This window comes from Actinoplanes regularis, assembly GCF_900188005.1.
Classification (GTDB): domain Bacteria; phylum Actinomycetota; class Actinomycetes; order Mycobacteriales; family Micromonosporaceae; genus Actinoplanes; species Actinoplanes regularis.
This window is the reverse complement of sequence record NZ_FZNR01000042.1, coordinates 1-24,459: the sequence shown is the minus strand read 5'-3', so window position 1 is coordinate 24,459 and position 24,459 is coordinate 1. Positions and strand designations below refer to the sequence as shown.

Sequence of the window (24,459 nt, the reverse complement as noted above, 5' to 3'; positions counted from 1 at the left end):
GTGCATCACCTTGACCCGGCCGCGGCCGGTTCAGCCGATGACCGTTCCTCGGCTCGGGTGACGAGACGGTGTGTGGGCGGGCATCCGCGGATGACAACGATCGGCGCGCGCCCGTGGTGCAGCAACGTCTGGGTGACCGATCCGAGCATCCCGTGGTACGGCGAGTGGCCCCGGGCACCCGCGACGATCAGCGACGCCTCCCGCGCCTCGCGGGTCACCACCGTGGTGGGGTCGCCCTCCAGGATGCGCAAGCACGGGTCGACCCCGTAGGCGCGTGCGTAGGCCGCGACCGTCTGGTCGAGCGAGCGCGTCGGGTTCCCCGTCTCACGGACGTGGACGAGGGTGAGGCCGGTCTGTCGATGGGCGGCCGCGTCGAACGCGTAGTCGAGCACCAGGTCCGAGGTGTCGTAGTCGGTGATCCCGGCCAGGACCGGTCCGTCCGGCGGGGCAACCGCCCGGGTGATCATGACGGAGTTGAAGGCCCGCGCCGCGAGCTGCACCGCCATCGCGTCGGCGGTCAGGCAGACCAGCTCGTTGAGGTTGCCGTCGCCGATGACGGTCAGCGCGGCGTGCCGGGACAGGCGTAACAGGCCGGTCAGCGGGTCGTCCTCCAGCAGCTCGGTGGTGATCGTCAGGGTCGGTGCCACGGCGGCCGCCGCCTCCACGGCCTGTTCGAGCAGACCTCGCAGGTCCCGGCAATCCTCGGCGACGCCCGGTGGCCAGTCGAACGCGTGTATCAGATGGAGCGGATAGTCGTGATCGGCGGCCTCCCGTGCCGCCGCCTCGACCGCTCGCCGGCCGGCCGGTGACGCGCCGACTCCGGCAACGATTCTCGTCAGCCCTGACTTGTTCATTTCCCTCACCCCCTGAGCCGCCACGACGGCGGCCGGTCCGGTGGGTGACCTGCTGCTCACCTACTTTCAGGCTAGGCCGTCCGGGCGGGCCGCGCAGGCCGTATCAGGCCCGCGGAAAGTCACGTGTGAGCAGGACTTATGGCGGCTACTCCGGCACCTCGAGGAAGGGCGCGGCCACCGCGTCTGCCCGGGTGGTCGAACCGGTACCGACCGGTTCGTGGCTGTTGCCGGCCGCGTGCGCCGTCGCGGGTGCCGAAGCGCCATCACGAGGGTCAGCCCGAGCCCGAGCGCAGACCGCGCACGCATAAGAATCCCCTTTTATGAGAAATGCTCAGAACAGCATATTTCTAGCATTTCGGGAGATTCCTGGGACGAAAATGGCTCGCCGAGCGGGTACGCCTGATACCGAAAATCCCGGGCGGCTGTGGCCGACCGGGATTTCCAGTATGGGCGCGATCTCGTCGGCCCGGCGATGGGTTCAGGGGGCGGCAGGTGCCGCTCTCCCTTCAGTGTGGGTCCGGCGCGCGTCCCCTACCAGGGCCGAAAGACCCTTCTTCGCCTCCTGTCGTCAGCCGGCCGTGGTCGCTTCCCGCACCACCGGGTCGCGGTTCGGTTCCGGCCTGGCGGGGCCGGACGGGATGACCACGACCGGGCAGGCCGCCCTGCGGATGCAGGACTCGCTGACCGAGCCGAGCACCCGGTGCCGTAGCGGGCTGTGTCCGTGACTGCCCAGCACCAGCAGGTCGGCGTCGCGGGACGCGGTGGTGAGTACCTCCGCGGGGGAGCCTTCGATGAGCTCCGCGGCGATCGGCATCTGCGACCCGTGTTCCGCGACTACCGCCTTCACCTCGCGGTCGAGAACCGCCGCGGACTGCTCTCGCTGCTGCTCCGGTGAGGTCACGGCGAGCATCTCGGCCCCGGCGCCGTCCCAGTGCCAGGCCATCACCGCCTGGACCGCGGTGACCCGGTCGGCGGCTTCCTGAGCCGCCCACTCCAGTGCGCGGCGGCCGCTCTCGGAGCCGTCCACACCGACGACGATCAGTTGGTGTCTCATGTCTGCCTCCTTCAACGGTCGTCCGGCACCCGCGGGGGCCCGGGTTCTCTCCTCATCGTCATTCCTGTCGATGCCCACCGGGCAGGGCCACAGGTCCTGAACCTTGTCCTACCGGTCGGAGCCGGAAGTCCTCACCGACCAGTCGCGGACCTCGGGCATGTCCTCGAGATGCTCGACGATGTACGCCTCGTGCCGGGCCAGCTGCTCCTCGCACCAGGTCTTGAGCTCGGTGGCGCCGTGCGGCACGCGCCCGGCGTTGTTGATGGCGTCCATGACCAAGTGGTAGCGGGAGGTCCTGTTACGGACCGTCATGTCGAACGGGGTCGTGGTCGTGCCCTGCTCGACGAAGCCACGCACGCGGAACCGGTCGGCGTCCGGGCGGCCGTGCACCAGCTGGTGGATCGCGCCGGGGTAGCCGTGGAATGAGAAGATCACGTCGACGCTGTCGGTGAACAGCTCGGTGAAGAGGGTCTCGCTCATCCCGTGCGGGTGGTCCTTGCGCCGGGGGAGCGTCATCAGGTCGACGACGTTCACGACGCGAACCTTCAGGCCGGGCAGCCGCTGCTTCAGGATCTGCGCGGCGGCCACCGTCTCCATGGTGACCACGTCGCCGGCGCAGGCCAGCACGATGTCCGGGTCGCTGGTGTCGTCGTCGGTGCCGGCCCACTGCCAGATCCCGGCCCCGCGCGCGCAGTGCTCGACCGCCTCGGCCATCGACAGGTACTGCAGCTGCGGCTGCTTGTCGATGACGATCACGTTGATGTACGACCGGGACCGGAAGCAGTGGTCGGCCACCGACAGCAGGGTGTTGGCGTCCGGCGGCAGGTAGACCCGGGCCACGTCCCCGCGCTGGGTCAGCACGTTCTGGATCAGACCGGGGCCCTGGTGCGAGAAGCCGTTGTGGTCGTTACGCCATGCAGTGGACGTGAGCAGGATGTTCAGGCTGGGGACCTTGGCCCGCCAGGGCAGGTGCCGGGCCTCCTGCAGCCACTTGCCGTGCTGGATCGTCTGCGACGCGCTGACCATGGCGAACGCCTCGTAGGTGGCGAACATGCCGTGCCGCCCGGTGAGGTTGTAGCCCTCCAGCCAGCCGTGGCAGTTGTGCTCGCTGAGCACCTCCATCACCCGGCCGTCCCGGCCGATCGCGACGTCGTCCGGGGTGACCTGCTCCATGAAGGCGCGGTCGGAGACCTCGAAGACCGCGCCGAGGCGGTTGCTGTTCGTCTCGTCGGGGCAGAAGAGCCGGAAGTTGTCGGGGTTGCGGGTGTAGACGTCGCGCATCAGCTCGCCGAGCTTGCGGGTCGACTCGGCTCGTTCGGCGGCCGGCCGCGGCACGTCTACGGCGTACTCCCGGAAGTCGGGCAGGTCGAGGTCGCGGGTGAGCAGGCCGCCGTTGGCGTGCGGGGTGGCGCTCATCCGCAGATCGCCCTCCGGCGCCTGCTCCCGGATCAGCGCGATGGGCGCGCCGTCCGCGTCGAAGAGCTCCTCCGGGCGGTACGACCTGAGCCAGCGCTCGAGCAACGCCAGGTGTTCCGGGTTGTCCCGCACCCCGGAGAGCGGCACCTGGTGCGAACGCCACGTGCCGGTGACCGTGACGCCGTCCACCTCGTCCGGCCCGGTCCAGCCCTTCGGCGACCGCAGGACGATGAGCGGCCAGGTCGGCCGGCTGCCGTCCCACTCGCCGGCGCGGGCGGCGGTCTGGATCTCCCGGATCCGGTTCCACGCGAGCGCCAGCGCGGCGGCGAATCGGTGGTGCATGCCGGGCAGATCGTCGCCCTCGACCTCGATCACGTCGTAGCCGTGCCCGCGGAGCAGGTCGCGGACCTCGTCCGGGTTCTTCCGGGCCAGCACGGCCGGCCCGGAGATCTTGGCACCGTTGAGGTGCAGGATCGGCAGGACGGCACCGTCGCGCTCCGGGTTGAGGAACGAGACGCCCTTCCACGAGCCCTCGAGGGGGCCGGTCTCCGCCTCGCCGTCGCCGACCACCGCGATCGCGAGCAGGTCCGGGTTGTCCATCACCGCGCCGAACGCGTGCACCAGCACGTACCCGAGCTCGCCGCCCTCGTGGATCGAGCCGGGGGTGGTCACCGAGACGTGGCTGGGGATGCCGCCCGGGCTGGAGAACTGCCGGAACAGCCGCAGCATGCCGGCCTCGTCCTGGCTGACCTTCGGGTAGATGTCGCTGTAGGTGCCTTCCAGATATCCGGCGGCGACCAGCGCGGGGCCGCCGTGGCCGGGGCCGGCCAGGTAGACGGCCTGCTGGCCGGTGTGGCGGATCAGCCGGGACACGTGCGCGTAGATCAGCGACAGGCCGGGGCTGGTGCCCCAGTGGCCGAGCAGCCGCGGCTTGATGTGCTCGGCGGTCAGCGGCTCGCGCAGCAGGGGATTGCCGCGCAGGTAGATCTGGCCGATGGTCAGGTAGTTGGCGGCGCGCCACCAGGCGTCCAGCCGGGCCAGGTCACGATCGTCGAGTTCGGCGAGCGCACGGGGTTCGGACACGACCACGGTCACGGCGTCTTCCCTTCGAGGATTCTGCATCTGTCGATGACCCTAGATGCGGACGGGTCCCGCCTCCCAGGGTCACCGAGCCGTCCTCAATGGGACCTTCGGCCCTACGGCGTGTCAACTCGAAGGACCTCGGCGAGCGGCCGGCGAGGCGTCGCCGCGGCCGGTGGCCCGTAGCCGAGCCGGATGATCATCTGGGCCCACCGGCCGGCCGTCGTATCGGTGAGAAGCCTGCGGATCTCCGGGATCTCCAAGGGCTGGCTGATGGGGGTGGTGGCCAGGCCCAGGCGGGTGGCGACCAGCAGGACGTGCTGCAACGCCTGGCCCGCGAGGACCCAGTGCGGCGGGTCGTCGCCGCGGGTCGCGAGGACGGCGATGGTCGGGTGCGCCTCGAACCGCTCGCTGGTCCGCCAGGGCTGGGTGTGCATCAGCCCGAAGTCGCGGATCGGCAGTCGTTCCAGCGCGTCCCAGGGCCCGATCGCGGTCGGCGGGATCCCGTCGTGCCGGCCTTTCCGGGGGCCGGTCCAGCGGCCCAGCTCCGCGCGGTAGCCGCCGTCGGCGCGAAGGCGGAGCTCGGCCACCTGCCCGAGCCCCAGAATCGCGTTGCGGCTGGCCGCTCCGGCGATCGTGAAGGTGGCGCCCTCGTCCGCGGCTGCCCGGGTGAGCTCCTCGGTCGCGTCGGCGGGCACCACGGCGGCGGTGAACGGCCGGCGGTTGGTGTGCCGTAGCGGGATCGCGGCGGCCAGCGCCGCCACCGCCTCGGACGGTGCGGCCCGCCCGGTCAACTCCACCCGGGCCACCAACTCGGGGGAATCCGGCTCCGGAAAGAGCACGTGCGCAGAGGTCCAGCCCCGCGAGCGCAGTGCCAGGCGCAACGTGAACAGGGCCGCGCCGACACTGATCAGCAGTTCCCGGCCGGACGGGTCCAGCGCGTCGAGCCGGCGGCCGGCGTCGGCGTACACCCGCACCGCCCCGCCGTCGATCCGGAAGCGCCACGGCTGACTGTTGTGCAGCGACGGGGCCAGCGTCGCGGCCTGCACGCATCGGGGGAGAACGCTGCTGTCGACGGTGGTCATGCACCCTACGTTCGTCCTGTTCCTCCCCGTCCAGTAGGGACGTCCGGCCCTACTGGACGGGGCCTTCGTGGGATTAGCAAGGAGGTAGAGCTCCAGGACGAGCGGGTGAGGGGTGAAGATCGATGGCCGGATATGTGTACGACTTCATCGAGGGGAACAAGGACCTGAAGGACCTGCTCGGCGGCAAGGGCGCGAACCTGGCCGAGATGACCCGGATGGGCCTGCCGGTGCCGCCCGGCTTCACCATCACCACCGACGCCTGCCGGGAGTACCTGCGCACCGGCACGGTTCCGGACGGCCTGTTCGCGGACGTCGAGGACCACCTGCGGCTGATGCAGACCCGGATGGGCCGGACGTTCGGTGACCCGGACGACCCGCTGCTGCTGTCGGTGCGCTCGGGCGCGAAGTTCTCGATGCCCGGGATGATGGAGACGATCCTCGACATCGGCCTGAACGACACGAGCGTGGCCGGTCTCGCCCGGCAGAGCGCCGATGAACGATTCGCCTGGGACTCCTACCGGCGTCTGATCCAGATGTTCGGCAGGACCGTGTTCGACATTCCCGGCGAGGATTTCGAGAGCGAGCTCGCCCAGGCCCGCGTCTCCGCCGGCGTACCGACCGACGCCGAACTGGGCCAGGGGCAGCTTTACGACCTGGTCGAGGCGTACAAGAAGGTGTTCCACGCCCACACCGGCCGCGACTTCCCGCAAGCGCCGCACGAGCAGCTCTTCCTCGCGATCACGGCGGTCTTCCGGTCGTGGAACGCCGAACGCGCCGTGCTCTACCGCCGCCAGGAGCGGATCCCGCAGGACCTGGGCACCGCCGTGAACGTGATGGCCATGGTCTTCGGCAACCGCGGCACCGACTCCGGCACCGGGGTGGCGTTCACCCGCGATCCGGCGACCGGCCGGCGCGGCGTCTACGGCGACTACCTGCGCAACGCCCAGGGCGAGGACGTGGTGGCCGGCATCCGCAACACGGTCGGCCTGGCCGAGCTGGCCACGATCGACCCGGCGAGCTACCGGCGGCTGCTGTCGATCATGGAACGGTTGGAGGGGCGCTACCGGGACCTGTGCGACATCGAGTTCACCATCGAGAACGGCAAGCTGTGGATGCTGCAGACCCGGGTCGGCAAGCGCACCCCGGCCGCCGCGTTCGTCATCGCCGCCCAGCTCGTCGACGAGGGCACCATCACCCTCGACGAGGCGCTACGGCGGGTCACCGGCGAACAGCTCGCCCAGCTGATGTTCCCGAGCTTCGACCAGGACGCCGCGCCCGCACCGCTGACCATCGGCGTGCCGGCCTCACCGGGAGCGGCGGTCGGCGCGATCGTGTTCGACTCCGCGGCGGCCACCGCGGCCACCGGGCCGGTCATCCTGGTGCGCCGTGAGACCAATCCCGACGACCTGCCCGGCATGATCGCCGCCCAGGGCATTCTCACCGCGCGCGGCGGCAAGACGTCGCACGCCGCCGTCGTGGCCCGCGGCATGGGCAAGACCTGCGTCTGCGGCGCCGAGGAGCTCGAACTCGGCGACGACACCCTCACCGTCGGCGGCCGGACGCTGCGAGCGGGCGACGTCATCTCCATCGACGGTACGAACGGCCGGGTCTACCCCGGCTCGGTGCCGGTGCGCCCGTCCGAGGTCGTCCGCTACTTCGAGGGCGAACTGACCGCGTACGGGGATCCGCTGCTCGCCGCCGTGGAGCGCCTGATGATCCACGCCGACCACAACGCCCGCCTCGGCGTTCACGCCAACGCCGACAACGGTGCCGACGCGGCCCGTGCCCGGCGCTTCGGCGCCACCGGTGTCGGCCTGTGCCGCACCGAGCACATGTTCCTCGGCGACCGCCGGACCCTGGTCGAGCGGCTGATCCTGGCTTCCGGCGACGCCGAGCGGGAGGAGGCCCTGGCGGCCCTGCTGCCCCTGCAGCGCGCCGACTTCGAGCAGCTGTTCGCGGCGATGGACGGCCTGCCGGTCACCGTGCGGCTGATCGACCCGCCGCTGCACGAGTTCCTGCCCCCGCTGGAGGAGCTGACGGCACGGGTCGCCCGCGCCGAGGCGCTCGGCGAGGATCCCGGCCACGACGGGGTGCTGCTGGCCGCCGTACGCCGGATGCACGAGCAGAACCCGATGCTCGGCCTGCGCGGCGTCCGCCTCGGCCTGGTGATCCCCGGACTGTTCGCGATGCAGGTCCGGGCGATCGCCGAGGCCGCGGCCGCCCGGGTCGCCGCCGGCGGTGACCCGCGACCGGAGATCATGGTTCCGCTCGTCGGCGCGGTCCAGGAACTGCAGGCGGTACGAGCGGAGGCGCAGGCCGTGCTGGCGGAGGTAGCCGGAGCACCGCCGATCCGGATCGGCACGATGATCGAGGTGCCCCGGGCCGCGCTCACCGCCGGCCAGATCGCCGGTGCCGCCGAGTTCTTCTCCTTCGGCACCAACGACCTGACCCAGATGACCTGGGGCTTCTCCCGCGACGACGTGGAGGGCGCGTTCTTCGGCCGCTACCTTGGCCTGGGCGTCTTCGCGGTGTCCCCGTTCGAGACGATCGACGCCGACGGCGCCGGCGAGCTGGTCCGGATCGCCGTCGAGCGCGGCCGCGCCGCCCGCCCGGAGCTGACCGTGGGGGTCTGCGGTGAACATGGCGGCGACCCCGCTTCGGTGCGGTTCTTCCACACCGCGGGACTGGACTACGTGTCCTGCTCACCCTTCCGGATCCCGATCGCCCGCCTCGAGGCGGGCCGTGCGGCGATCGCCGGCGTGGCCGTTTCGGAGAGTCGATAGGTACAAGATCATGAACATGGGTATATCTGGTGTGTGCCCACCGGCCGGTGGGCACACACCTCGGCCCGAGAAGGAGGGAATGCCATGAGGCGAGCGGTGACAGGAGGAGAAGGAGGGTCGGCCGCGAGCGACCGATCGGCGAGGCGGAGCTATGTGTAGCCGTACGGGGCGTGGGGGCGGTACGGGGCCTCCAGCCCGGCCACGTCCTCCTCGCTGAGGGTCAGGTCCACGGCGGCGAGAGCGTCGTCGAGCTGGGCGGGCCTGGTCACCCCGACGATGGGCGCGCTGACCGGCGCCTTGCTCAGCAGCCAGGCCAGCGCGATCTGGGCGGGCGGCCGGTCGCGCCCGGCGGCGACCGCGCGCAGCACGTCGACGATCTCGGCGTCGTTGCCGTCGAGGCGCCGCGCGCGGCCGGCCTGCTCGGCGGCCGCGCGACGGCTGTTCGGCCCGCCACCGGCCAGCGAGCCGCGGGCCAGCGGGCTGTACGGGAGCACGCCGACGCCCTGGTCGGCGCAGAACGGAAGCATCTCCCGTTCCTCCTCGCGATAGACGAGGTTGTAGCGGGTCTGCATCGACACGAACCGGGTCCAGCCGCCCGCCCGCGCGGTGTACTGCGCCTTCGCGAACTGCCACGCGTACATCAGGGAAGCGCCGAGATAGCGCACCTTGCCGGCCCGGACGACATCGTGCAGCGCCGCCATGGTCTCCTCGATCGGTGTCTCGGGATCCCAGCGGTGGATCTGGTAGAGGTCGATGTAGTCGGTGCCCAGCCGCCGCAGGGAGGCGTCGACGGAGTCCATGATGTGCTTGCGGGACAGGCCGCGGTCGTTGGGACCCGGCCCCATCGGGTAATAGAGCTTGGTCGCGAGCACGTAGTCACCACGCCGGGCGAAGAGCCGGCCGAGCAGCCGCCCGGTGATCTCCTCGCTCACGCCGCCGGAGTACATGTCGGCGGTGTCGAAGAAGGTCACACCGGCGTCGACGGCGTGCCTGACGATCGGCTCGGCCCCGTCCTCGGGCAGGAACCACGGCTCCACGGTAGGATCGCCGTAGCTCATCATGCCCAGGCCGATCCGCGACACCTTCAGACCGGACGAGCCGAGCCGGACGTACCGCATTCCGCTTCCTCTCCATCGATGTGCGGGGACTGCTGCTGGTGGATCACGACCGCGACCGTCACCAGCGCCACGCCGAGCAGGTCACGGACGGTCGGCAGCTGGGCGAGGACGAGCAGGCCGATGAGCGTCGCGGCGGCCGGAAGGAGGCTCAGCATCAGCGCGAACGTCGCTCGGCGTACGCGGGCCATGGCGAGCTGGTCGGTCACGTACGGGAGGACCGAGGAGCAGACACCCACCGCGACCCCGGCCAGCAGCCAGCCGGGATGACCGAAGGCCGGCGCCGCGCCGGCGAGGCCCAGCGGCGTGGTCACCACCGCCGCGACGAGCATGGCGGCGCCCAACCGGTCGACGCCACCCCATCGGGAGCCGTCGCGCGTTCCGGCGGTCGCGACCCGGTGGCCGAGCGTCAGGTAGAGCATGAACAGCGCGCAGTTCGCGAAGGCGAACCCGAAACCGATCGGCTCGCCGGTCAGCCGGACGCCGGTGAGGGTGAACACGCCGGCGACGGCGAGCCCGAGCGAGAGTGCGTTGCGGGAACTCCTGACCCCGGCCGCGGCCAGGGCGATCACCCCGAGGAACTCGATCGAGCCGACCGTGGCCAGCGGCAGTCGCGCGATGGCCAGGTAGAACGTCGTGTTCATCAGCGCCAGCACGACGCCCAGCGCCAGCGGGATCCGGCGGTGCGGGGCGGCCAGTTCTCGCGCCAGCCGCCACGGACGGCGCCACACCGCGAACACCAGGGCCGCGCTGACGATCCGGAGCCAGGCGACGCCGAAGACGTCCAGCCGGGCGAAGAGCAGCACGGCGAACGCCGGCCCGAGGTAGTGGAAGACGGCGCTGCCCGCGATGAACGCCGGAGCGGCCAGCCGGGCCGGCGAGGAGCGTGTCGTCATCGATTTCCGCACCCGAGTATCGTCCGAAGCGCAGCGGCGGCCGTGAATGGCACATTGAAGGCGGGAGGCGCGATTTGCCTACAGAATCAAGGCCGGCGAGACTCCTGGACGCGGTGAATCTGCGGGTGCTGTCCGAATTGCAGGCCGATCCCCGGCTGTCCATGTCGGAGCTGGCCCGGCGCGTCGGCATGTCCGCGCCGGCGGTCACCGAGCGGGTCCAGCGGCTGGAGGCCGCGGGTGTGATCGCCGGGTACCGGATGGAGATCGATCCCGCCGCGCTCGGCCTGCCGGTGACCGCCCTGGTCCGGATCCGGCCGGGCCCGGGCCAGCTGCCCAGGATCGCCCGGGTCGCGCGGGAGACGGCGCAGGTGACCGAGTGCTACCGGATCACCGGGGAGGACTGCTTCCTGCTGAAGGTCCACGCACCGTCGATCGGCGAACTCGAGGAGATCCTCGACCGCTTTCTGCTGTACGGGCAGACCACCACCTCTATCGTGGTCTCCACGCCGGTGCCGGATCGAGCACTACCGCTGCCTACCACGGTGCCTGAATGACGAGGAAGCATGCGAGCCACCCGGACGGACGGCGCTGAACTGGTTCGGGCGGCGCGGGCCGGCAGCGGCGCGGCCCGCGGCGAACTCGTCTCGGAGTACCTGCCGATGGTCTACACGATCGTCCGGCAGGCACTCGACGGGCACCCGGACGTCGACGACGTCACGCAGGACATCATGCTGCGCGCCCTGCGGCAGTTGGGGTCGCTGCGGTCGCCGGAGCGGTTCCGCCCCTGGCTGGCGGCGATCGCGCTGCACCAGATCAGCACACACCGGCACCGGGTGGATCGCGACGCGGCCCGTGTCGTGCCCCTCGACGACGCCCCGGAGCTGCCGGAGGCCGACGCGCGCTTCGAGAACGTCGCCGACCTGCGGGTCGAGCTGTCGGCGCAGCGCCGCCAGGTGCGGCGGGCCGGCCGCTGGCTGGACGCGGACGACCGGGTGCTGCTGTCGCTGTGGTGGCAGGAGGTGGCCGGTCGGCTGTCCCGATCGGAGCTGGCGCGGGCGCTCGGCGTCACGGTCCTCCACGCGGGCGTCCGTGTGCAGCGGATGCGCGCACAACTCGAGCTCAGCCGGGCGATCGTGGCGGCGCTGGAGGCGAGGCCCCGGTGCCCCGGGCTGGCGGCCGAGCTGCCGGGCTGGAACGGAACGCCCGGCCCCCGGTGGCGTAAGCGACTGGCCCGGCACGTTCGCGGCTGCACGAGCTGCGCCCACGCGGAAGGCGAGCGGGTGCCCACCGAACGGTTGCTCGCCGCGCTCGGGCTGCTCCCGGTGCCCGCGACGCTGACGGCGGCGGTCCTGGCCAAGGGCGCGGGCGCCGGGGGAGCCGGGCTGACCCTGACCAGCGGCGCCGCGGCGAAGGCCGGGTTGCTCGGTCAGCTGACCCCGCTGGCCGCGACGCATCCGGTGCTGACCGCCGTGGCGGCGGGAACCCTGATCGTCGGCGCGACCGCCGGCGTGGTGACGGCGGCCGATCAGGAGGACCCGCGACCGGCGGCGATCGCGCCGACCCCGCGGCCGACGACGATCGCGGCGCCGACTCCGGCCCGCCCGCTGACCCCGTCCGCCGGCGGCAATCGAGCTGGCCCGCTGAGCCCGGGACCGGCGTCGCTGGAGTCGGCGAACGCCGCCGGGCGGTATGTCACGGCCGCCGGCGACTTCGGCATGCTGACCGGGGTCGGCCCGGCCAACACCGTCACGGCCCGTCGGCAGGCGACCTTCCAGGTGGTAGGCGGGCTCGCCGACCCGCGGTGCTTCTCGTTCCGGACCGCGGACGGCCGCTACCTGCGGCACTCGTCGTGGCGGCTACGGGTGAACGAGAACGACGGCTCGGCCCTGTTCGGCGGGGACGCCACGTTCTGTCCCGGGGCCGGGCAGCCCGCCGAATCGATGATGCTCGAGTCGTCCAACTATCCCGGATGGTTCCTCCGGCATCGGGGCGATGAGCTCTGGGTGGATCAGTTCGACGGCAGCGCCGGCTTCCGCGCCGACGGCTCCTTCCTGGTGCGCCCGGCGCTCGAGGGCTGACCCGACCGCTGCCACGGTGCAGAAACCCGGCATCGGGATTCGCGCGTACCCCACTCGAGGAGTTCACGATGGGGCCGGCTCCGGCGGCGACCACGGGCTGCCGCCGTACCGGCCGGGCCTCCTGACCCTGCGGCGTCAGCCGGCCCGGCCCCGGGGTGGGGTTCGCGTCCCGCCCCGGGGCCGGCCGTCACGCGTACGGGTCGAAGGGGATCGCGGCCGGCTTGGCGGCGTTGAGCAGATACTCGAACGAACCGTCCTTGATCTTGATGGTGGCCGCCCCGAAGTCGGCCGCCATCAGCTTGTTCCGCAGGTCGGCGGTGGGCCAGCCGTTCCAGTCGACCAGGGGCGGGTAACGCCAGTTGTGGTAGTGGTTCTCCGGCGGCTCGTCGTTGCTGTTGGCGAGCCGGAAGAAGTGGGTGGACGCACCGTCCTTGTGGTAGACGGTCTTGGGGTGACTGCCGTCGAAGCGCACCTGCGACCGGGCGTAGGTCACCTGTGAGCTGTGCTGGGTGGTGGTGACGTACTCGACCTGGTTGGAGGCCTGGTTCACCCAGGAGATGACGTGTTCCCAGTCGTGCCGGTGGCCGCCGAGCCCACTGCCGGCGACGGCCTGGTCCTTCTCGAAGTAGCTGGCGTAGACGATCGCGCACCAGCCGTTGTTGCACTTCGAGCGGGCGTAGGTCTGGGAGTTGTCGAGATCGGACTGGTCACGGCAGCTGCCGTTGACCGCGCCGGCGGTCTTCAGCCCACCGTTGAGCGTGCCGTCGGGGCCGATCGCCGGCGTGGCGTAGCAGCCGTCGGTGTCGTAGTCGTACGCCGGCGAGAACGATTGCTCGTACCCGCCGGCGTTCTGGGGAAGGTTGTGGGGCGGGTCGGCGAAGGCCGGCGCGGCCCAGACCCCGAGGAGGAGCACGGTGAGGCCGGACGTGGCCCCGACCCGGGCGAGGGAGCGGTTGCGACGCATGAGTCGATCCTTCGTGTCGTCACGCCATCGGGCTGGCGGCGCGAAGTGATCTTCGTCGGAATGATAGAGGTTGGTCAATAGGCCCCGATCTGGTGGGTCGCTCCCGGGTCGCCGGCCCACCTGTGCGAGCATCGCCTCGTGCGTAACGAGCAGCGCCTCCGGGCCCGGACGCCGGAGTCACGAGCCTTCGCGGAGCGCGTACAGCTCGTCATGAACCTGACCGCACGCCTCAACGCGCTGCCCTTCGACGACCTCGAGGCGCGCAGGATCGTGCTGACCGAGATCTTCGGCGGACCGATCCCCGGCTCGCTCGCCATCCTGCCGCCGTTCTACTGCGACTACGGGCTCGGAGCGTCGTTCGGGGAGCGCGTCTTCATCAACCAGGGCTGCTACTTCCTCGACCTCGGCGGCATCACGATCGGCGACCGCGTCCTGATCGGCCCCCGGGTGACGCTGAGCACGGCCGGCCACCCGGTCGAGCTCGACGAGCGGTACGACTTCATCACGCACGCGCCCATCGTCATCGAGGACGACGTGTGGATCGGCGCCGCGGTCACGGTCACCCCCGGTGTGACGATCGGCCGTGGCTCGGTCGTCGGCGCGGGCGCCGTCGTCGCGAAGGACGTGCCGCCGCTCAGCGTCGTGACCGCGACCAGCGTTGTCGAGCGAAAGCGTCTTCGGTGATCTGTGACGCGGACCGGCCCTTCATGTGCGGCTTCTCCAACGGCCTGGAGGAGTTGGTGATCAAGGTGCCCCGGCCGGCGTTCCGCGAGATGACCGGGCTCGACTCGCTGCCGGCTCCGCTGGTGCGCGACGTCGCGCGGGGCGACCCGGCGGCGCGGACGTTCGCCCGGCTGGTCGACCGCGCGCTCCGGCCCGACGGCGACGGGACCGTCGACGAGGAGGCGGCGCTTCGGCTGCTGGCGAGCATGACCGGTCGTACCACCGCGGATCCCGCCATGGTGCATCTCGCCAACGCCCGTTCGTTCATCGAGGACCATCTGACCGATCCGGGGCTGAACGCCGCACGGGTGGCCGCCGGAGTCGGGATCAGCGAGCGGCACCTGTCCCGGGCGTTCGCCGCGACGGGGACCAGCCTGCCGCAGTTCGTGCTGGCGCGCCGCCTCGAGCGGGCCCGGACCCTGCTGTCGTCCGGTCCGGCGGAGACGGTCGCGCGCGTGGCTCTGCGCTGCGGGTTCGGATCCGCGACGTACTTCTCGCGGGCGTTCACCGCCCACTTCGGGGTTCGGGCGACGCAGGTGCGCCGGTCGGCCGTCACCGGCCGTTCCGCGTAGTTCTCCGAATCCGCCACGGCTTCCCATTTCCGCCTCGATTCGCCTCCGGCTCTTGCCGGGACCGTGACTCCCGGCGCGACACTGTTCGCGCAGTGACGGGGACCACATCGCGCGGAGCGAGGAAACACCATGGAATTCAGCGACGGTACGGGGCCGGCGGCCATCACCGACGTCCTGATCGTCGGTTCGGGCCCGGCGGGAGCGGCGGCGGCCCTGTTGCTGTCCACCCTCGACATCCCGAACATCATGATCACCAAGTACCGATGGACGGCGAACACGCCCCGGGCGCACATCACCAACCAGCGGGCCATGGAGGTGTTCCGCGACGCCGGCATCGAGCATCAGGTCCTGGCCGACGCCACCCCGCACGACCTGATGGGCGACACCGTCTTCTGCACGTCGATCGCCGGCGAGGAGATCGGCCGGATCCTCACCCGGGGCACGCATCCGGGCCGGCACGGGGACTACGAGCTGGCCTCGCCGTGCCTGCCGGTGGACATCCTTCAGACGTACCTGGAACCGATCCTGGTCCGCAACGCCACCGAGCGCGGCACCCAGGCCCGCTTCGCGTACGGCGTCGAGCTCGGCCAGTTCTACGAGTCCGCCGCGATCGTCACCGACGGCAGCACCAGGCCCGCCCCGACCCGGGATCCCGAACTGTTCTACGAACCGTCCACCGTTCCCGGCGCGCGCCTGCCGCACGTCTGGGTCGGCGACCCGCGAACCCGGATCTCCACCCTGGACCTGGCCCCGATGACCCGGTTCACGCTGCTCACCGGCATCGCGGGCGAATCCTGGGTCGCCGCCGCCGACAAGGTCGCGCAGGAGCTGAACGTGCCCCTGGAAACGGTGGTGATCGGGCCCGGCCGGGCGGTCACCGACCTGTACTACGACTGGGCCCGCGTCCGTGAGGTCGAGGAGGACGGCGCGATCCTGGTCCGCCCCGACAAACACATCGGCTGGCGGTCGGCGCGGCTGGTCGCCGACCCGTACCAGGCCCTGCTCGGTGTGCTGACGAAGATCCTCGGTCGCGGTGCCGCGTGAGCCTCACCTTCACACACGAGACGTTGCCGCAGCGCGTGGTGTTCGCGTCGAACCAGGCGGTGCGACACGTCGCCGCGGAGGTGGCGCGGCTGGGCCGGCGGCCCCTGGTGATCGCGGCCGGGGCGGAGCGGCACCTGGCCGAGCCGGTGCTGGCCGCCCTGCCGGACGCGGCCCACCACCGCGAGGTGGCCATGCACGTCCCGGTGGCGGTCGCCGAGCGCGCCCGTGCGGCCGCGGCCGAGCACGACGCGGACGTGCTGGTCAGCGTGGGTGGCGGGTCGACCACCGGGCTGGCCAAGGCGGTCGCGCTGACCACCGGGCTACCGATCGTCGCGGTCCCGACCACCTACGCCGGCTCCGAGGCCACCGACGTCTGGGGCCTGACCGAGAACGGCCGCAAGACCACCGGCTCCGACCGGCGCGTCCTGCCGCGGACGGTCATCTACGACGCCGCGCTGACGCTGTCCCTGCCGGCCGAGCTGAGCGTCGCCTCCGGCCTCAACGCGCTCGCACACTGCGTCGACTCGATGTGGGCACCGCGCACCGACCCGGTCAACCAGGCTCTCGCCCTGGCCGGTGTCCGGGCCCTGAGCAGCGGACTTCCCCTGGTCCTCGGGGAGCCGCACGGCCTCGAGGGGCGCGAGCAGGCACTGTACGGCGCCTACCTGGCCGCGGTCGCGTTCGCCTCGGCCGGCTCCGGGCTGCACCACAAGATCTGCCACGTCCTCGGCGGCATGTTCAACCTGCCGCACGCGCAGACCCACGCCGTCGTACTGCCGCAGGTCCTGGCTTTGAACGCCCCCGCGGTCCCGGACCGCGAACGACAGCTCGCGGAAGCGTTCGGCGCCGAAACCGCCTCCGGCGGACTGCGGCGCCTGCGTACGCGGATCGACGCACCACGCGCCCTGCGCGACCACGGGATGCGGGAGACCGACCTGCCGGCCGCGATCGACGCGATCCTGGCCGTCGTGCCGGCCGGCAACCCGGTCCCGGTCACCGCGGCCCGGCTCGACCTACTGCTACGCCGCGCCTGGGCGGGGGAGGAACCCGAATGAGTACCGACCAGTGGGACCGCGAGCAGCAGTTGGTCGAACGCGTTGTCGCGTCCTTCGACGGCACACCGGATCCGCGGCTGCGTGAGCTGATGCGCGCGCTCACCCGGCACCTGCACGACTTCATCCGCGAGGTGCGGCTGACCGAGGCGGAGTGGCAGCGGGCGATCGCGTTCCTGACCGCGACCGGGCACGCCACCGACGACCGGCGACAGGAGTTCATCCTGCTCTCCGACGTGCTCGGCGCGTCCATGCAGACGGTCACGGTGAACAACGAGGCGGACGGGAACGCGACCGAGGCGACCGTCTTCGGCCCGTTCTTCGTCGAGGACTCGCCGGAGATCCCGCTCGGCGGGGACCTCGGCGGCGGCGCGCCCGGGCGGCCGCTGTGGGTGGAGGGCGTGGTCACCGACACCGGAGGTGATCCGGTGCCGGGGGCGCGGATCGAGGTGTGGGAGGCCGACGACGACGGCTTCTACGACGTGCAGTACGACGACGACCGCACCGCCGCCCGCGGCCACCTGCACACCGGTCCGGACGGGTCGTACCGCTTCTGGGCGATCGTGCCGACGCCGTACCCGATCCCACACGACGGGCCGGTCGGCGGGATGCTCGCCGCCACCGGTCGCTCCCCGATGCGCGCCTCCCACCTGCACTTCATGGTGGCGGCGACCGGTCTGCGCACCCTGGTCACCCACATCTTCGTCCGCGGCGACGAACTCCTCGACCGCGACAGCGTCTTCGGCGTCCGCGACTCCCTGGTCAAGGACTTCGAGCCGGAGCCGGCCGGGACACCCACCCCGGACGGCCGCGACCTCGGCGACCGCCCGTGGAGCCGGGTCCGCTTCGACATCGTCCTCGCCCGACGGGGGGAATGAACGGCGCCGGTCAGGCGACGGCCTGCCGCACCGGCCTGCGGAACGGTAGCGCGGTCAGACCGCCCGCCAGCATCAGCACGAGCCAGCCGACCAGGAAGGGCAGCGACATCGTGGGCTGCCCCAGCCACTCCCACAGTGGATGCCAGCGGAAATGCGGCTCCCTCAGGTGATGCGCGAGCAGTTGCGGCGCGGCCAGCAGGATCGGCGCCCACCAGAGGAACATCGCGAGGCCGAACGCGACCTTCGTCAGCGGGCCGAGCCCGGCCCGCCGGCTGACCGAGCCGAACAGCAACCAGCCGCCGGCCGTGCCGAGCAGGAACGCGAGGAGGCCGGCGGGATAGGCGGTCCACGGAGTCGCCCGGGTCATGGCCAGATCCATCACCGGCGTCGTGCCGGCGCCGTTGAGGTGCACCTCGAGGAGGTTGTCGCCGCGCCGCGCGGACAGGGTGATGTCGGAAGGGATCGAGGCGGGATCGCACTGCGGAGATTCCGCGACGCAGTCGTACGAGTGGGAGTAGACCGGCTCACCGAGGTCCCAGCCCGCGGCCCGCAGCCGCTCCCGCAGTTGTGCCAGCGTGGCCGGCTGGGTGCCGGCGGGCAGGCGATCGAAGGAGGCACCGAGCCCGGCGAACGAATATTCGCCGCCGTCGCCGAGGAGCAGGTCGCCGGCCGACCGCGAACCCAACGGGCTGCCGTAGATCAGGAAGACCGCGGACGGGTCCTCGCGGTCGAGGTCGCGGACCTGCTCACCGGGGTAGAGCTGCTCGACGGCCGCGGCGAGCTCGCGGTGATCGAGGGGCCGGGAACCGAGCCAGGCGAGCCAGGTGCCGAAGGACGCCGCGAACAGCCCGCAGGCGAGGGCGAAGACGGAGGCCCACACCACGACACCGCGGCTGGTGGGCCGGCCCAGACGGGCGCGAAGGCCGTTCATCGCAGAAACATATATTGCTGATCAATATCTGGCCAGGGCGGTGCGGCTCAAGCGCCAGGCTAGGGATATGGAGCTGCGACGCGATCCCGATCGTCGTCCCGCGCTGCTCGCCGGCGAGCGGGTGGTGCGCGTCGAGGCGGTGCCGTTACCGGCCCGGCTGACGCGGCCGGCCGTCCTGCCCGCGCTGCGGCGCTTCCTCGGCCCGGACGACCGGCCGGTGAACGCCGCCGGGCTGCCGGCGGGCGTCGACCCGGCGCGGGCGCACGGGGAGCTGCGCCTGTTCGAGGCGCTATTCAGCCGTGACGCGCTGATCGTGGCGGAGACGGTCGACCCCTGGCATCCCGCGCTGACCCGCAACACCGTGGTCCGGCTCGCGCGGTTGCAGGGCAGGACGTTGCACCGCGAGCGCGAGGAGGAGCCGGGACGGATCCCGCACGAGGTGCGCGTGCCGGAGGATCCGGTGGCCCGCCGGCTCACCGCGGCGTCCGGCTGGGCCTGGCCGTACTACGGTTCCGTCGACGCCACCTGCCTGTGGCTCAGCGCGGCGGTCCGGTGCGCGACGCGGGAGCCGGCCCTGCTCGGAACCGCGATCCGCGGCCTCGACGGGCGGGAACGGTCGCTGGCCGGGTGCGCGGCGGCCGGCACCCGCTGGCTCGTCGGCCGGCTCGAGGCGAGCCGGCACACGCTGCTGGAGAGCCGGCCGATGTTCGGCACCTCGATCGAGAACCAGGTGTGGAAGGACAGCTGGGACGCGTACTCGCACGCCGACGGGACCCTCGCCACGGTCGGGGGCGTGGCCTCGGTGGAGGTTCAGGGGCTCGCGTACGACGCGCTGATCGCCGTCGCGTCGCTGCCGGAGCTCGACGGTGCTCCCAGCGCCGCCCGGCTGATCGATCTCGCCGCTCAGGTACGCCGTCGCGTGCTCGGCAGCTGCTGGATCCAGGACAGCTCGGTGAGCGGGGGCGGCTTCGTCGCGCTGGGAACGGACCAGGACGACGCCGGGCGCCCGCGGCCGCTCGCCGTGCTCGCGTCGAACATGGGTCACCTGCTGCTCTCCGGGATCCTCGACGCGCCGGAGACCGCGGCACTGCGCGAGCGGGTGGTGGAGGCGCTGTTCGATCCGTCCCTGTTCTGCGCCGCCGGGTTCCGTACGCTCGCGCGGCGGGAGCGACGCTTCCGGACGACCGGCTACCACACCGGCAGCAGTTGGCCGTGGGACAGCTACCGGATCGCGTGCGGGCTCGCCCGGGCCGGCTATCCGCGGCTGGCGGCCCTGGTCCGCGAACGGATCGTGCGTGCCTGCGCGGCGGCGGGGTGCTTCCCCGAGTTCTTGGCGGTCGACGACGCGGATCGGCTCATCGTCACCGACCGCGTCATCGAGGTCGTCGACGCGACGGGCCGGGGAAACCGGATCGAACAGCCGCCGCAGCTGATGCAGGCATGGACCGTCGCGGCGGTCGCGGCGGCCAAACGCCAGCACGCCCGCCGCCCGCCGAACCCGGCGACCGGCGACCACGAGCAGCGGATCCTTCACGCCCTGGACGCGCCGCTCCGCCGCTGAGCCCGGGTTTCGCGGCGTATCCGGGCATGATCGACGGGTGTTACGCCCGTTCTCCGTGATCGCCGCCGGTGATCGCCGGGTCCTGTTCGAGCAGGCGTCGGAGCAGGTCGACGGCGTGGGCGAGAGCTGTCTGGTCGCCGGTGGACAGGGTGTCCTCGATGGCGCGGGCGAGCCAGTCGGCCCGGCGGGTGCGTTCCCGCTCGAGGACGGCGTGTCCCGCCGGGGTCAGGGCGATCGGGGCTTTACGCCCGTCGACCGGATGGGTGCCCCGCTCGGCGAGGCCCTGTTCGACGAGCTGGCTCACGGTGCGGGCCATCGACTGCGGGCGCACCTGCCGGGCCGCGGCGAGGTCGCTGGTGGTCATCGGGCCCTGGCGGCCCAGTAGCCCGATGACGGCGGTGACGCCCGGCGGGGTCGGGTCGTCCGCGCGAACCCGCCGCGCCAGCTGGCCGACGACGAGTCGGAGTTCGGCGGCGAGGTGTGTCACGTCAGGCATGTGGTGAGCCTAACCGTGTTGCACAGCGAGACTGAACAGCGTGGCTGTGTAATTTATACAGCATGGCTGTACAGTCTTGCTGTATAAATTCGCCGCGAAGGAGTCCCGCATGCCTGTCGACCGTCTCCCCGAGCGCACCGCCGTTGTGCTGATCGACCTTCAGAAGGGCATCACGGCGCTGCCCACGGTGCATCCGGCAGCCGATGTCGTCGCCTGCGGCGCCCAGCTTGCGCGCGCTGCCCGCGCCGGCGGGGTGCCGCTGATCCGTGTCCGGGTGGCATTCTCGGCGGACGGCGGTGACGTTCTGCGCGCCCCGACGGACGCCCCGCCGCCGGCCATCACCCCGGCTCCCGACTTCGCCGAGTACGACGACCGCATTCCGGTCGAGCCCGGCGACATTCTGATCACCAAGCGGGGCTGGGACGCCTTCTACGGCACCGAACTGGACCTGCAGCTGCGACGCCGTCAGATCACCGGGATCGTGCTGGCGGGCATCTCCACCAGCATCGGTGTGGAATCCACCGCGCGCACCGGCCGTGAGCACGGATACGACATCGCGGTGGCCGGCGACGCCGTGACAGATCTGGTCGCCTCCGCACACGACACCAGCCTGCGGGTCATCCTTCCCCGGCTCGCCCGGATCGACAGCACCGCGGTCATCGCCGACGCACTTGCCCGAGGCTGACCCAGGTCCGGTTCGAGGCCCCTGAGCCGCGGGAGCGGCACGACGTGGTCGAGGATCCGTGGGCCGGACGGGCCAAGGACGGCGTCACGCCAAGGGCCGGTTACGCGGGTCCGGGGACGACCCGGTTGCGGCCGGTCTGTTTGGCGAGGTAGAGGTTGCGGTCGGCAGCGTGCAGGGCCGCGGTGTGGCTGCGCGGGGCGCTCACGTTGGCCGCGGCGACACCGATGCTGACGGTGACGGGCAGGCCGTTGGTGGTCTCGTGCCAGTCGTGGTCGGCGACGGCCCGCCGGATGGCATCGAGTTTGGCCGCGGCGGCGGCGACCGGTGTGAGCGGCAGCACCAGCAGGAACTCCTCGCCACCGAGCCGGGCGGCGAACCCGGTCGCGGCCACCGTGGCCAGTCCGGTGTCGAGAAGCTCCGCGACCCGGACGAGGACCCGGTCGCCGACCTCGTGCGCGAGCGTGTCGTTGATCCGTTTGAAGTGGTCGATGTCGACGATCGCGACGCTCAGGTCCGGGTCCGCGGCGACCAGGGCGGGCAGCTCCTCGTCGAGGTAGCGGCGGTTGCGCAGGCCGGTCAGCGGGTCGCGGCGAGCCTGCTCCCGGAACTGCTGCGCCTCCTCGCGGGCCTCGGCGGTCTCGAACCGGGCGTGCCGGGTCAGCGCGTTCGCCTGCTGTTGCTGGGTGAGCAACTCCTCGTGGGCGGCGAAGAAGGTCTTCTGCATGGCGTACGCCTCGGCGTACTCCCCGCGGGCGGCGTGCAGCTCCGCCTGCTCCTGGTGCACCCGGACCAGCAACCCGTGCAGGTCACGTTCGATGCACCGCTCACGGGCGGAGTCCAGACTCAGCTGGGCCCGGTCGGTGGCGCCGAGACCGCGCTGGGCGCGTGACAGGTTCAGCAGGTATTCGGCGAGCTGGCCGGCGTTGTCGATGTGCCCGGCCTCGTGCTGGGCGATGCATACCAGCATCGTCCGTTCCGCCTGGGCGTACTCGCCGCTCTCGATCTGGATCGCACCGATCGTGTCCAGCGGGCCGGGGCCCAGGTCCAGCCCGTGTGCCACGGCGTGGTCCTGCATCCGCCGGGCGACCTCCCGAGCCCGCGGAATTTCGCCGGCCTCGTACTCGGAACAGGCCCAGTTGTTCAGCACCATGCCGAGCTGCGTCCACAGCCGCAACTCCCGGGCCAGCGCCTCGGCCTGGCGGAAGCGTGGCCGTGCCGCGGCCATGTCGCCGTTCTCGGCGAGCGCGTCGGCCAGTGTGGAGCGGTGCCAGATCTGCATGTGCGGGGTGGCGGTCTCGTCGAGCAGCTCGACCGCGCTCAGCGAATGCTCCAGGCACTTGGCGGGGTTGCCCGACAGTCGTTCGATGTTGGCGAGGCCCAGGTGGGTACGGGCCTGCAAGCGACGGTCGTCGTGCTCGACGGCCCAGTGCTGGATCTCGTGGAGCTGTCGCGCCGCCCTCGCGATCTCGCCGGTCCGTTGCAGCATGACGGCGCGGCAGAAGCGGGCGCGAGCGATGAGATCGTCGTCGCCCAGCGCGACGGCCTGCCGTTCGAGCTCCACCGCGACGTCGTATCCGGCGTCGGGGTCCCCGGGAGTCGGGTCCTCCAGCATCAGCAGGGCAGCCGACAGCTCAGCGGCGCTGATCGCGGCCGCCTCCGTCGAATCCACTCCTGCTCCTGTCACTGCTGGCCTATCGGGGGCGGGGCGAGCAGGATGAGCGATTCCCGGGCACTGTGAGCCCGCGCACGCGCTGTGGCCGATCCGGCTGGATCGCGCTCACGGCGCCCGTGGTCCGCGGCACGCCCGCGTCACTCCTCCTCCGGGTCGGGTGTGGCCGGGGGTCTGCCCGGCCCGCGCATCCGGCCGACGCCGCCGGGGAGGCGGCCGGCGTCGGAGAGGGCCTTGCGCAGCAGGTACTCGATCTGGGCGTTCGTGCTGCGGAGCTCGTCCGCGGCCCAGCGCGCGAGTGCGTCGTGCACGGCGGGGTCGAGCCGGAGGAGGAGCTTCTTCCGTTCGGTGGGCATGTGTGCCTAGGAGTAGAGGGTGCCCGCGTTGACCACGGGCTGGGCGTCCCGGTCGCCGCAGAGGACCACCAGCAGGTTGCTGACCATGGCGGCCTTGCGCTCCTCGTCGAGGTCGACGACGTGGTTCTCGGCGAGGCGGAGCAGGGCCATCTCGACCATGCCCACGGCGCCCTCGACGATCCGGGTGCGGGCCGCGACGATGGCGTTCGCCTGCTGCCTGCGCAGCATGGCGTGGGCGATCTCGGGGGAGTAGGCGAGGCGGGTCAGCCGGGACTCGACGATCTTCACGCCGGCGGCGGCCACCCGTGCGCCGATTTCCTCCGACAGCCGGGCGGTGATCTCGTCGGCGTTGTCCCGCAGGGACATCCGGGCGGTGTCGTGGGAGTCGTAGGAGTAGCTGTTGGCGATGTGCCGCACGGCGGTCTCAGCCTGGATGGCGACGAACTCGATGAAGTCGTCGACCTCGAAGCTGGCGCGGGCGGTGTCCTCGACCTGCCAGACGACGACGGCGGCGATCTCGATGGGGTTGCCGTCGGCGTCGTTGACCTTGAGCACGTCGGTCTCGTGGTTGCGGATGCGGGTGGAGACCTTGCGCCTGGCGGTGAGCGGGTTGACCCAGCGGAGCCCGTCGGTGCGGACGGTGCCGGTGTAGCGGCCGAGGAGTTGCAGGACGCGGGCCTCGCCGGGCGCGACGGGGGTGAGGCCGGCCGCGGCGATCAGGGCGGCCAGGACGAGCAGGAGGCTGACGCCGATGAGGCTCGCGGCGACCGCGGCCTCCTCCTGCTGCACGCCGACGGCGAAGACGGCGAAGCTGAGCAGGATCACCAGGATGGAGAGGGCGAGGACCAGCCAGCCCGAGGCGTCCCGGGCGACGCGCTCGCGCACCTGTGGGGTGGGTAGGTCGAGGTGTTCCGTCATGACGGGCTCCCTGGAAGTGGCGATGTCTCGAGGCTAGCAATGTGATATCACTTTTCCAAGTGGGCCGTCGGTGTGTGCGGAAATACCCGTTCGTTTCCTCAAGTACGGCAACCGGGTGGCACCCGCTTGGGTCCCCGGCCTACTCCGCGCGCCCTGGAATCTCTTTCCCATGCCCGGTCGACACGCGACCGGACAACCGGGGGAGAATTGATTTTGCGACGTGCCAAGCTGCCCATGTTCGTGACAGCT

General features: G+C 71.7%; 22 protein-coding genes. 10 read left to right on the top strand and 12 right to left on the bottom strand.

The window, feature by feature from the left end:
* Positions 1–5: 5 nt before the first annotated feature.
* From CHC09_RS43995 to CHC09_RS43980, 4 genes are all read right to left on the bottom strand, one after another.
* Positions 6–854, bottom strand: a complete 849-nt coding sequence (locus CHC09_RS43995; RefSeq protein WP_089299227.1) for a universal stress protein — start codon at positions 852–854, stop codon at positions 6–8.
* Between the two features lie 568 nt (positions 855–1,422).
* Entirely contained in the window at positions 1,423–1,908 is a 486-nt protein-coding gene (locus tag CHC09_RS43990; RefSeq protein ID WP_089299226.1) for a universal stress protein, read from the bottom strand.
* Positions 1,909–2,016: 108 nt separating this feature from the next.
* Positions 2,017–4,419, bottom strand: coding sequence for a phosphoketolase family protein (locus CHC09_RS43985; protein WP_239138926.1), 2,403 nt, complete (start codon positions 4,417–4,419; stop codon positions 2,017–2,019).
* A 101-nt stretch (positions 4,420–4,520) separates the two neighbouring features.
* Positions 4,521–5,489 (bottom strand): Acg family FMN-binding oxidoreductase, encoded by a 969-nt coding sequence (locus tag CHC09_RS43980; RefSeq protein WP_089299224.1) that lies wholly within the window; start codon positions 5,487–5,489, stop codon positions 4,521–4,523.
* 122 nt (positions 5,490–5,611) lie between these two features.
* Here CHC09_RS43980 and ppdK point away from each other — a divergent pair, with 122 nt between their 5' ends.
* A complete protein-coding gene (gene ppdK / locus CHC09_RS43975; protein ID WP_089299223.1) occupies positions 5,612–8,272 on the top strand; it encodes a pyruvate, phosphate dikinase in 2,661 nt (886 codons plus the stop codon).
* A gap of 149 nt (positions 8,273–8,421) precedes the next feature.
* Here ppdK and CHC09_RS43970 read toward each other — a convergent pair whose 3' ends face one another.
* Both CHC09_RS43970 and CHC09_RS43965 read right to left on the bottom strand, forming a co-directional pair.
* Positions 8,422–9,390 (bottom strand): aldo/keto reductase, encoded by a 969-nt coding sequence (locus tag CHC09_RS43970; protein WP_089299222.1) that lies wholly within the window; start codon positions 9,388–9,390, stop codon positions 8,422–8,424.
* Positions 9,357–10,283 carry an EamA family transporter gene (locus tag CHC09_RS43965; protein ID WP_089299237.1) on the bottom strand — a complete coding sequence of 309 codons (927 nt, stop codon included), beginning with the start codon at positions 10,281–10,283 and terminating at the stop codon, positions 9,357–9,359. Before CHC09_RS43965 ends, CHC09_RS43970 begins: the two co-directional genes overlap by 34 nt.
* Positions 10,284–10,357: 74 nt before the next feature.
* On the opposite strand from CHC09_RS43965, the gene CHC09_RS43960 reads away from it, so the two are divergent.
* Positions 10,358–10,837 carry an Lrp/AsnC family transcriptional regulator gene (locus CHC09_RS43960; protein WP_275407993.1) on the top strand — a complete coding sequence of 160 codons (480 nt, stop codon included), beginning with the start codon at positions 10,358–10,360 and terminating at the stop codon, positions 10,835–10,837.
* 9 nt (positions 10,838–10,846) lie between these two features.
* On the top strand, positions 10,847–12,361 hold the full coding sequence (locus CHC09_RS43955; RefSeq protein ID WP_089299221.1) for a sigma-70 family RNA polymerase sigma factor: 1,515 nt from the start codon (positions 10,847–10,849) through the stop codon (positions 12,359–12,361).
* A gap of 187 nt (positions 12,362–12,548) precedes the next feature.
* Here CHC09_RS43955 and CHC09_RS43950 read toward each other — a convergent pair whose 3' ends face one another.
* On the bottom strand, positions 12,549–13,325 hold the full coding sequence (locus CHC09_RS43950; RefSeq protein ID WP_089299220.1) for an NPP1 family protein: 777 nt from the start codon (positions 13,323–13,325) through the stop codon (positions 12,549–12,551).
* 138 nt (positions 13,326–13,463) lie between these two features.
* On the opposite strand from CHC09_RS43950, the gene CHC09_RS43945 reads away from it, so the two are divergent.
* The 5 genes from CHC09_RS43945 (at position 13,464) to CHC09_RS43925 (ending at position 17,594) form a co-directional block, all read left to right on the top strand.
* The gene (locus CHC09_RS43945) at positions 13,464–14,009 is read left to right on the top strand and encodes a sugar O-acetyltransferase (protein ID WP_179277558.1); all 546 of its coding nucleotides are present in this window, start codon (positions 13,464–13,466) and stop codon (positions 14,007–14,009) included.
* Positions 14,006–14,620: a helix-turn-helix domain-containing protein gene (locus CHC09_RS43940; protein WP_089299218.1), complete on the top strand. Its 615-nt coding sequence runs from the start codon at positions 14,006–14,008 to the stop codon at positions 14,618–14,620. The genes CHC09_RS43945 and CHC09_RS43940 overlap by 4 nt, the downstream gene beginning before the upstream one ends.
* A 129-nt stretch (positions 14,621–14,749) precedes the next feature.
* Complete coding sequence (locus CHC09_RS43935) at positions 14,750–15,664, top strand: FAD-dependent monooxygenase (protein WP_089299217.1); 915 nt, start codon at positions 14,750–14,752, stop codon at positions 15,662–15,664.
* Entirely contained in the window at positions 15,661–16,719 is a 1,059-nt protein-coding gene (locus tag CHC09_RS43930; RefSeq protein ID WP_089299216.1) for a maleylacetate reductase, read from the top strand. Before CHC09_RS43935 ends, CHC09_RS43930 begins: the two co-directional genes overlap by 4 nt.
* Complete coding sequence (locus tag CHC09_RS43925) at positions 16,716–17,594, top strand: dioxygenase family protein (protein WP_089299215.1); 879 nt, start codon at positions 16,716–16,718, stop codon at positions 17,592–17,594. Before CHC09_RS43930 ends, CHC09_RS43925 begins: the two co-directional genes overlap by 4 nt.
* Before the next feature lie 10 nt (positions 17,595–17,604).
* Here CHC09_RS43925 and CHC09_RS43920 read toward each other — a convergent pair whose 3' ends face one another.
* A complete protein-coding gene (locus tag CHC09_RS43920; protein WP_089299214.1) occupies positions 17,605–18,525 on the bottom strand; it encodes a hypothetical protein in 921 nt (306 codons plus the stop codon).
* A gap of 67 nt (positions 18,526–18,592) precedes the next feature.
* On the opposite strand from CHC09_RS43920, the gene CHC09_RS43915 reads away from it, so the two are divergent.
* Entirely contained in the window at positions 18,593–20,086 is a 1,494-nt protein-coding gene (locus tag CHC09_RS43915) for an amylo-alpha-1,6-glucosidase (protein WP_089299213.1), read from the top strand.
* Positions 20,087–20,126: 40 nt separating this feature from the next.
* Here the strand turns inward: CHC09_RS43915 and CHC09_RS43910 are convergent, their stop codons facing one another.
* Positions 20,127–20,582 (bottom strand): MarR family winged helix-turn-helix transcriptional regulator, encoded by a 456-nt coding sequence (locus CHC09_RS43910; RefSeq protein WP_089299212.1) that lies wholly within the window; start codon positions 20,580–20,582, stop codon positions 20,127–20,129.
* 109 nt (positions 20,583–20,691) lie between these two features.
* Here CHC09_RS43910 and CHC09_RS43905 point away from each other — a divergent pair, with 109 nt between their 5' ends.
* Positions 20,692–21,267, top strand: a complete 576-nt coding sequence (locus CHC09_RS43905; protein ID WP_089299211.1) for an isochorismatase family protein — start codon at positions 20,692–20,694, stop codon at positions 21,265–21,267.
* A gap of 100 nt (positions 21,268–21,367) precedes the next feature.
* Here the strand turns inward: CHC09_RS43905 and CHC09_RS43900 are convergent, their stop codons facing one another.
* The 3 genes from CHC09_RS43900 to CHC09_RS43890 all read right to left on the bottom strand — a co-directional run bounded on the left by CHC09_RS43900 (position 21,368) and on the right by CHC09_RS43890 (position 24,210).
* Positions 21,368–22,936: a GGDEF domain-containing protein gene (locus CHC09_RS43900; RefSeq protein WP_239138925.1), complete on the bottom strand. Its 1,569-nt coding sequence runs from the start codon at positions 22,934–22,936 to the stop codon at positions 21,368–21,370.
* Between the two features lie 140 nt (positions 22,937–23,076).
* The gene (locus tag CHC09_RS43895; protein ID WP_089299210.1) at positions 23,077–23,292 is read right to left on the bottom strand and encodes a type II toxin-antitoxin system antitoxin; all 216 of its coding nucleotides are present in this window, start codon (positions 23,290–23,292) and stop codon (positions 23,077–23,079) included.
* 6 nt (positions 23,293–23,298) lie between these two features.
* A complete protein-coding gene (locus CHC09_RS43890; RefSeq protein WP_089299209.1) occupies positions 23,299–24,210 on the bottom strand; it encodes an SPFH domain-containing protein in 912 nt (303 codons plus the stop codon).
* Between the last annotated feature and the right edge of the window lie 249 nt (positions 24,211–24,459).

Bases quoted from the DNA above. Each gene is read 5' to 3' on its own strand.
- ppdK (WP_089299223.1), top strand. From the start codon at position 5,612: ATGGCCGGATATGTGTACGACTTCATCGAGGGGAACAAGGACCTGAAG.
- CHC09_RS43935 (WP_089299217.1), top strand. From the start codon at position 14,750: ATGGAATTCAGCGACGGTACGGGGCCGGCGGCCATCACCGACGTCCTG.
- CHC09_RS43980 (WP_089299224.1), bottom strand. From the start codon at position 5,489: ATGACCACCGTCGACAGCAGCGTTCTCCCCCGATGCGTGCAGGCCGCG.
- CHC09_RS43990 (WP_089299226.1), bottom strand. From the start codon at position 1,908: ATGAGACACCAACTGATCGTCGTCGGTGTGGACGGCTCCGAGAGCGGC.
- CHC09_RS43955 (WP_089299221.1), top strand. From the start codon at position 10,847: ATGCGAGCCACCCGGACGGACGGCGCTGAACTGGTTCGGGCGGCGCGG.
- CHC09_RS43970 (WP_089299222.1), bottom strand. From the start codon at position 9,390: ATGCGGTACGTCCGGCTCGGCTCGTCCGGTCTGAAGGTGTCGCGGATC.
- CHC09_RS43910 (WP_089299212.1), bottom strand. From the start codon at position 20,582: ATGCCTGACGTGACACACCTCGCCGCCGAACTCCGACTCGTCGTCGGC.
- CHC09_RS43995 (WP_089299227.1), bottom strand. From the start codon at position 854: ATGAACAAGTCAGGGCTGACGAGAATCGTTGCCGGAGTCGGCGCGTCA.
- CHC09_RS43965 (WP_089299237.1), bottom strand. From the start codon at position 10,283: ATGACGACACGCTCCTCGCCGGCCCGGCTGGCCGCTCCGGCGTTCATC.
- CHC09_RS43915 (WP_089299213.1), top strand. From the start codon at position 18,593: ATGGAGCTGCGACGCGATCCCGATCGTCGTCCCGCGCTGCTCGCCGGC.
- CHC09_RS43950 (WP_089299220.1), bottom strand. From the start codon at position 13,325: ATGCGTCGCAACCGCTCCCTCGCCCGGGTCGGGGCCACGTCCGGCCTC.
- CHC09_RS43890 (WP_089299209.1), bottom strand. From the start codon at position 24,210: ATGACGGAACACCTCGACCTACCCACCCCACAGGTGCGCGAGCGCGTC.
- CHC09_RS43895 (WP_089299210.1), bottom strand. From the start codon at position 23,292: ATGCCCACCGAACGGAAGAAGCTCCTCCTCCGGCTCGACCCCGCCGTG.
- CHC09_RS43905 (WP_089299211.1), top strand. From the start codon at position 20,692: ATGCCTGTCGACCGTCTCCCCGAGCGCACCGCCGTTGTGCTGATCGAC.
- CHC09_RS43925 (WP_089299215.1), top strand. From the start codon at position 16,716: ATGAGTACCGACCAGTGGGACCGCGAGCAGCAGTTGGTCGAACGCGTT.
- CHC09_RS43920 (WP_089299214.1), bottom strand. From the start codon at position 18,525: ATGAACGGCCTTCGCGCCCGTCTGGGCCGGCCCACCAGCCGCGGTGTC.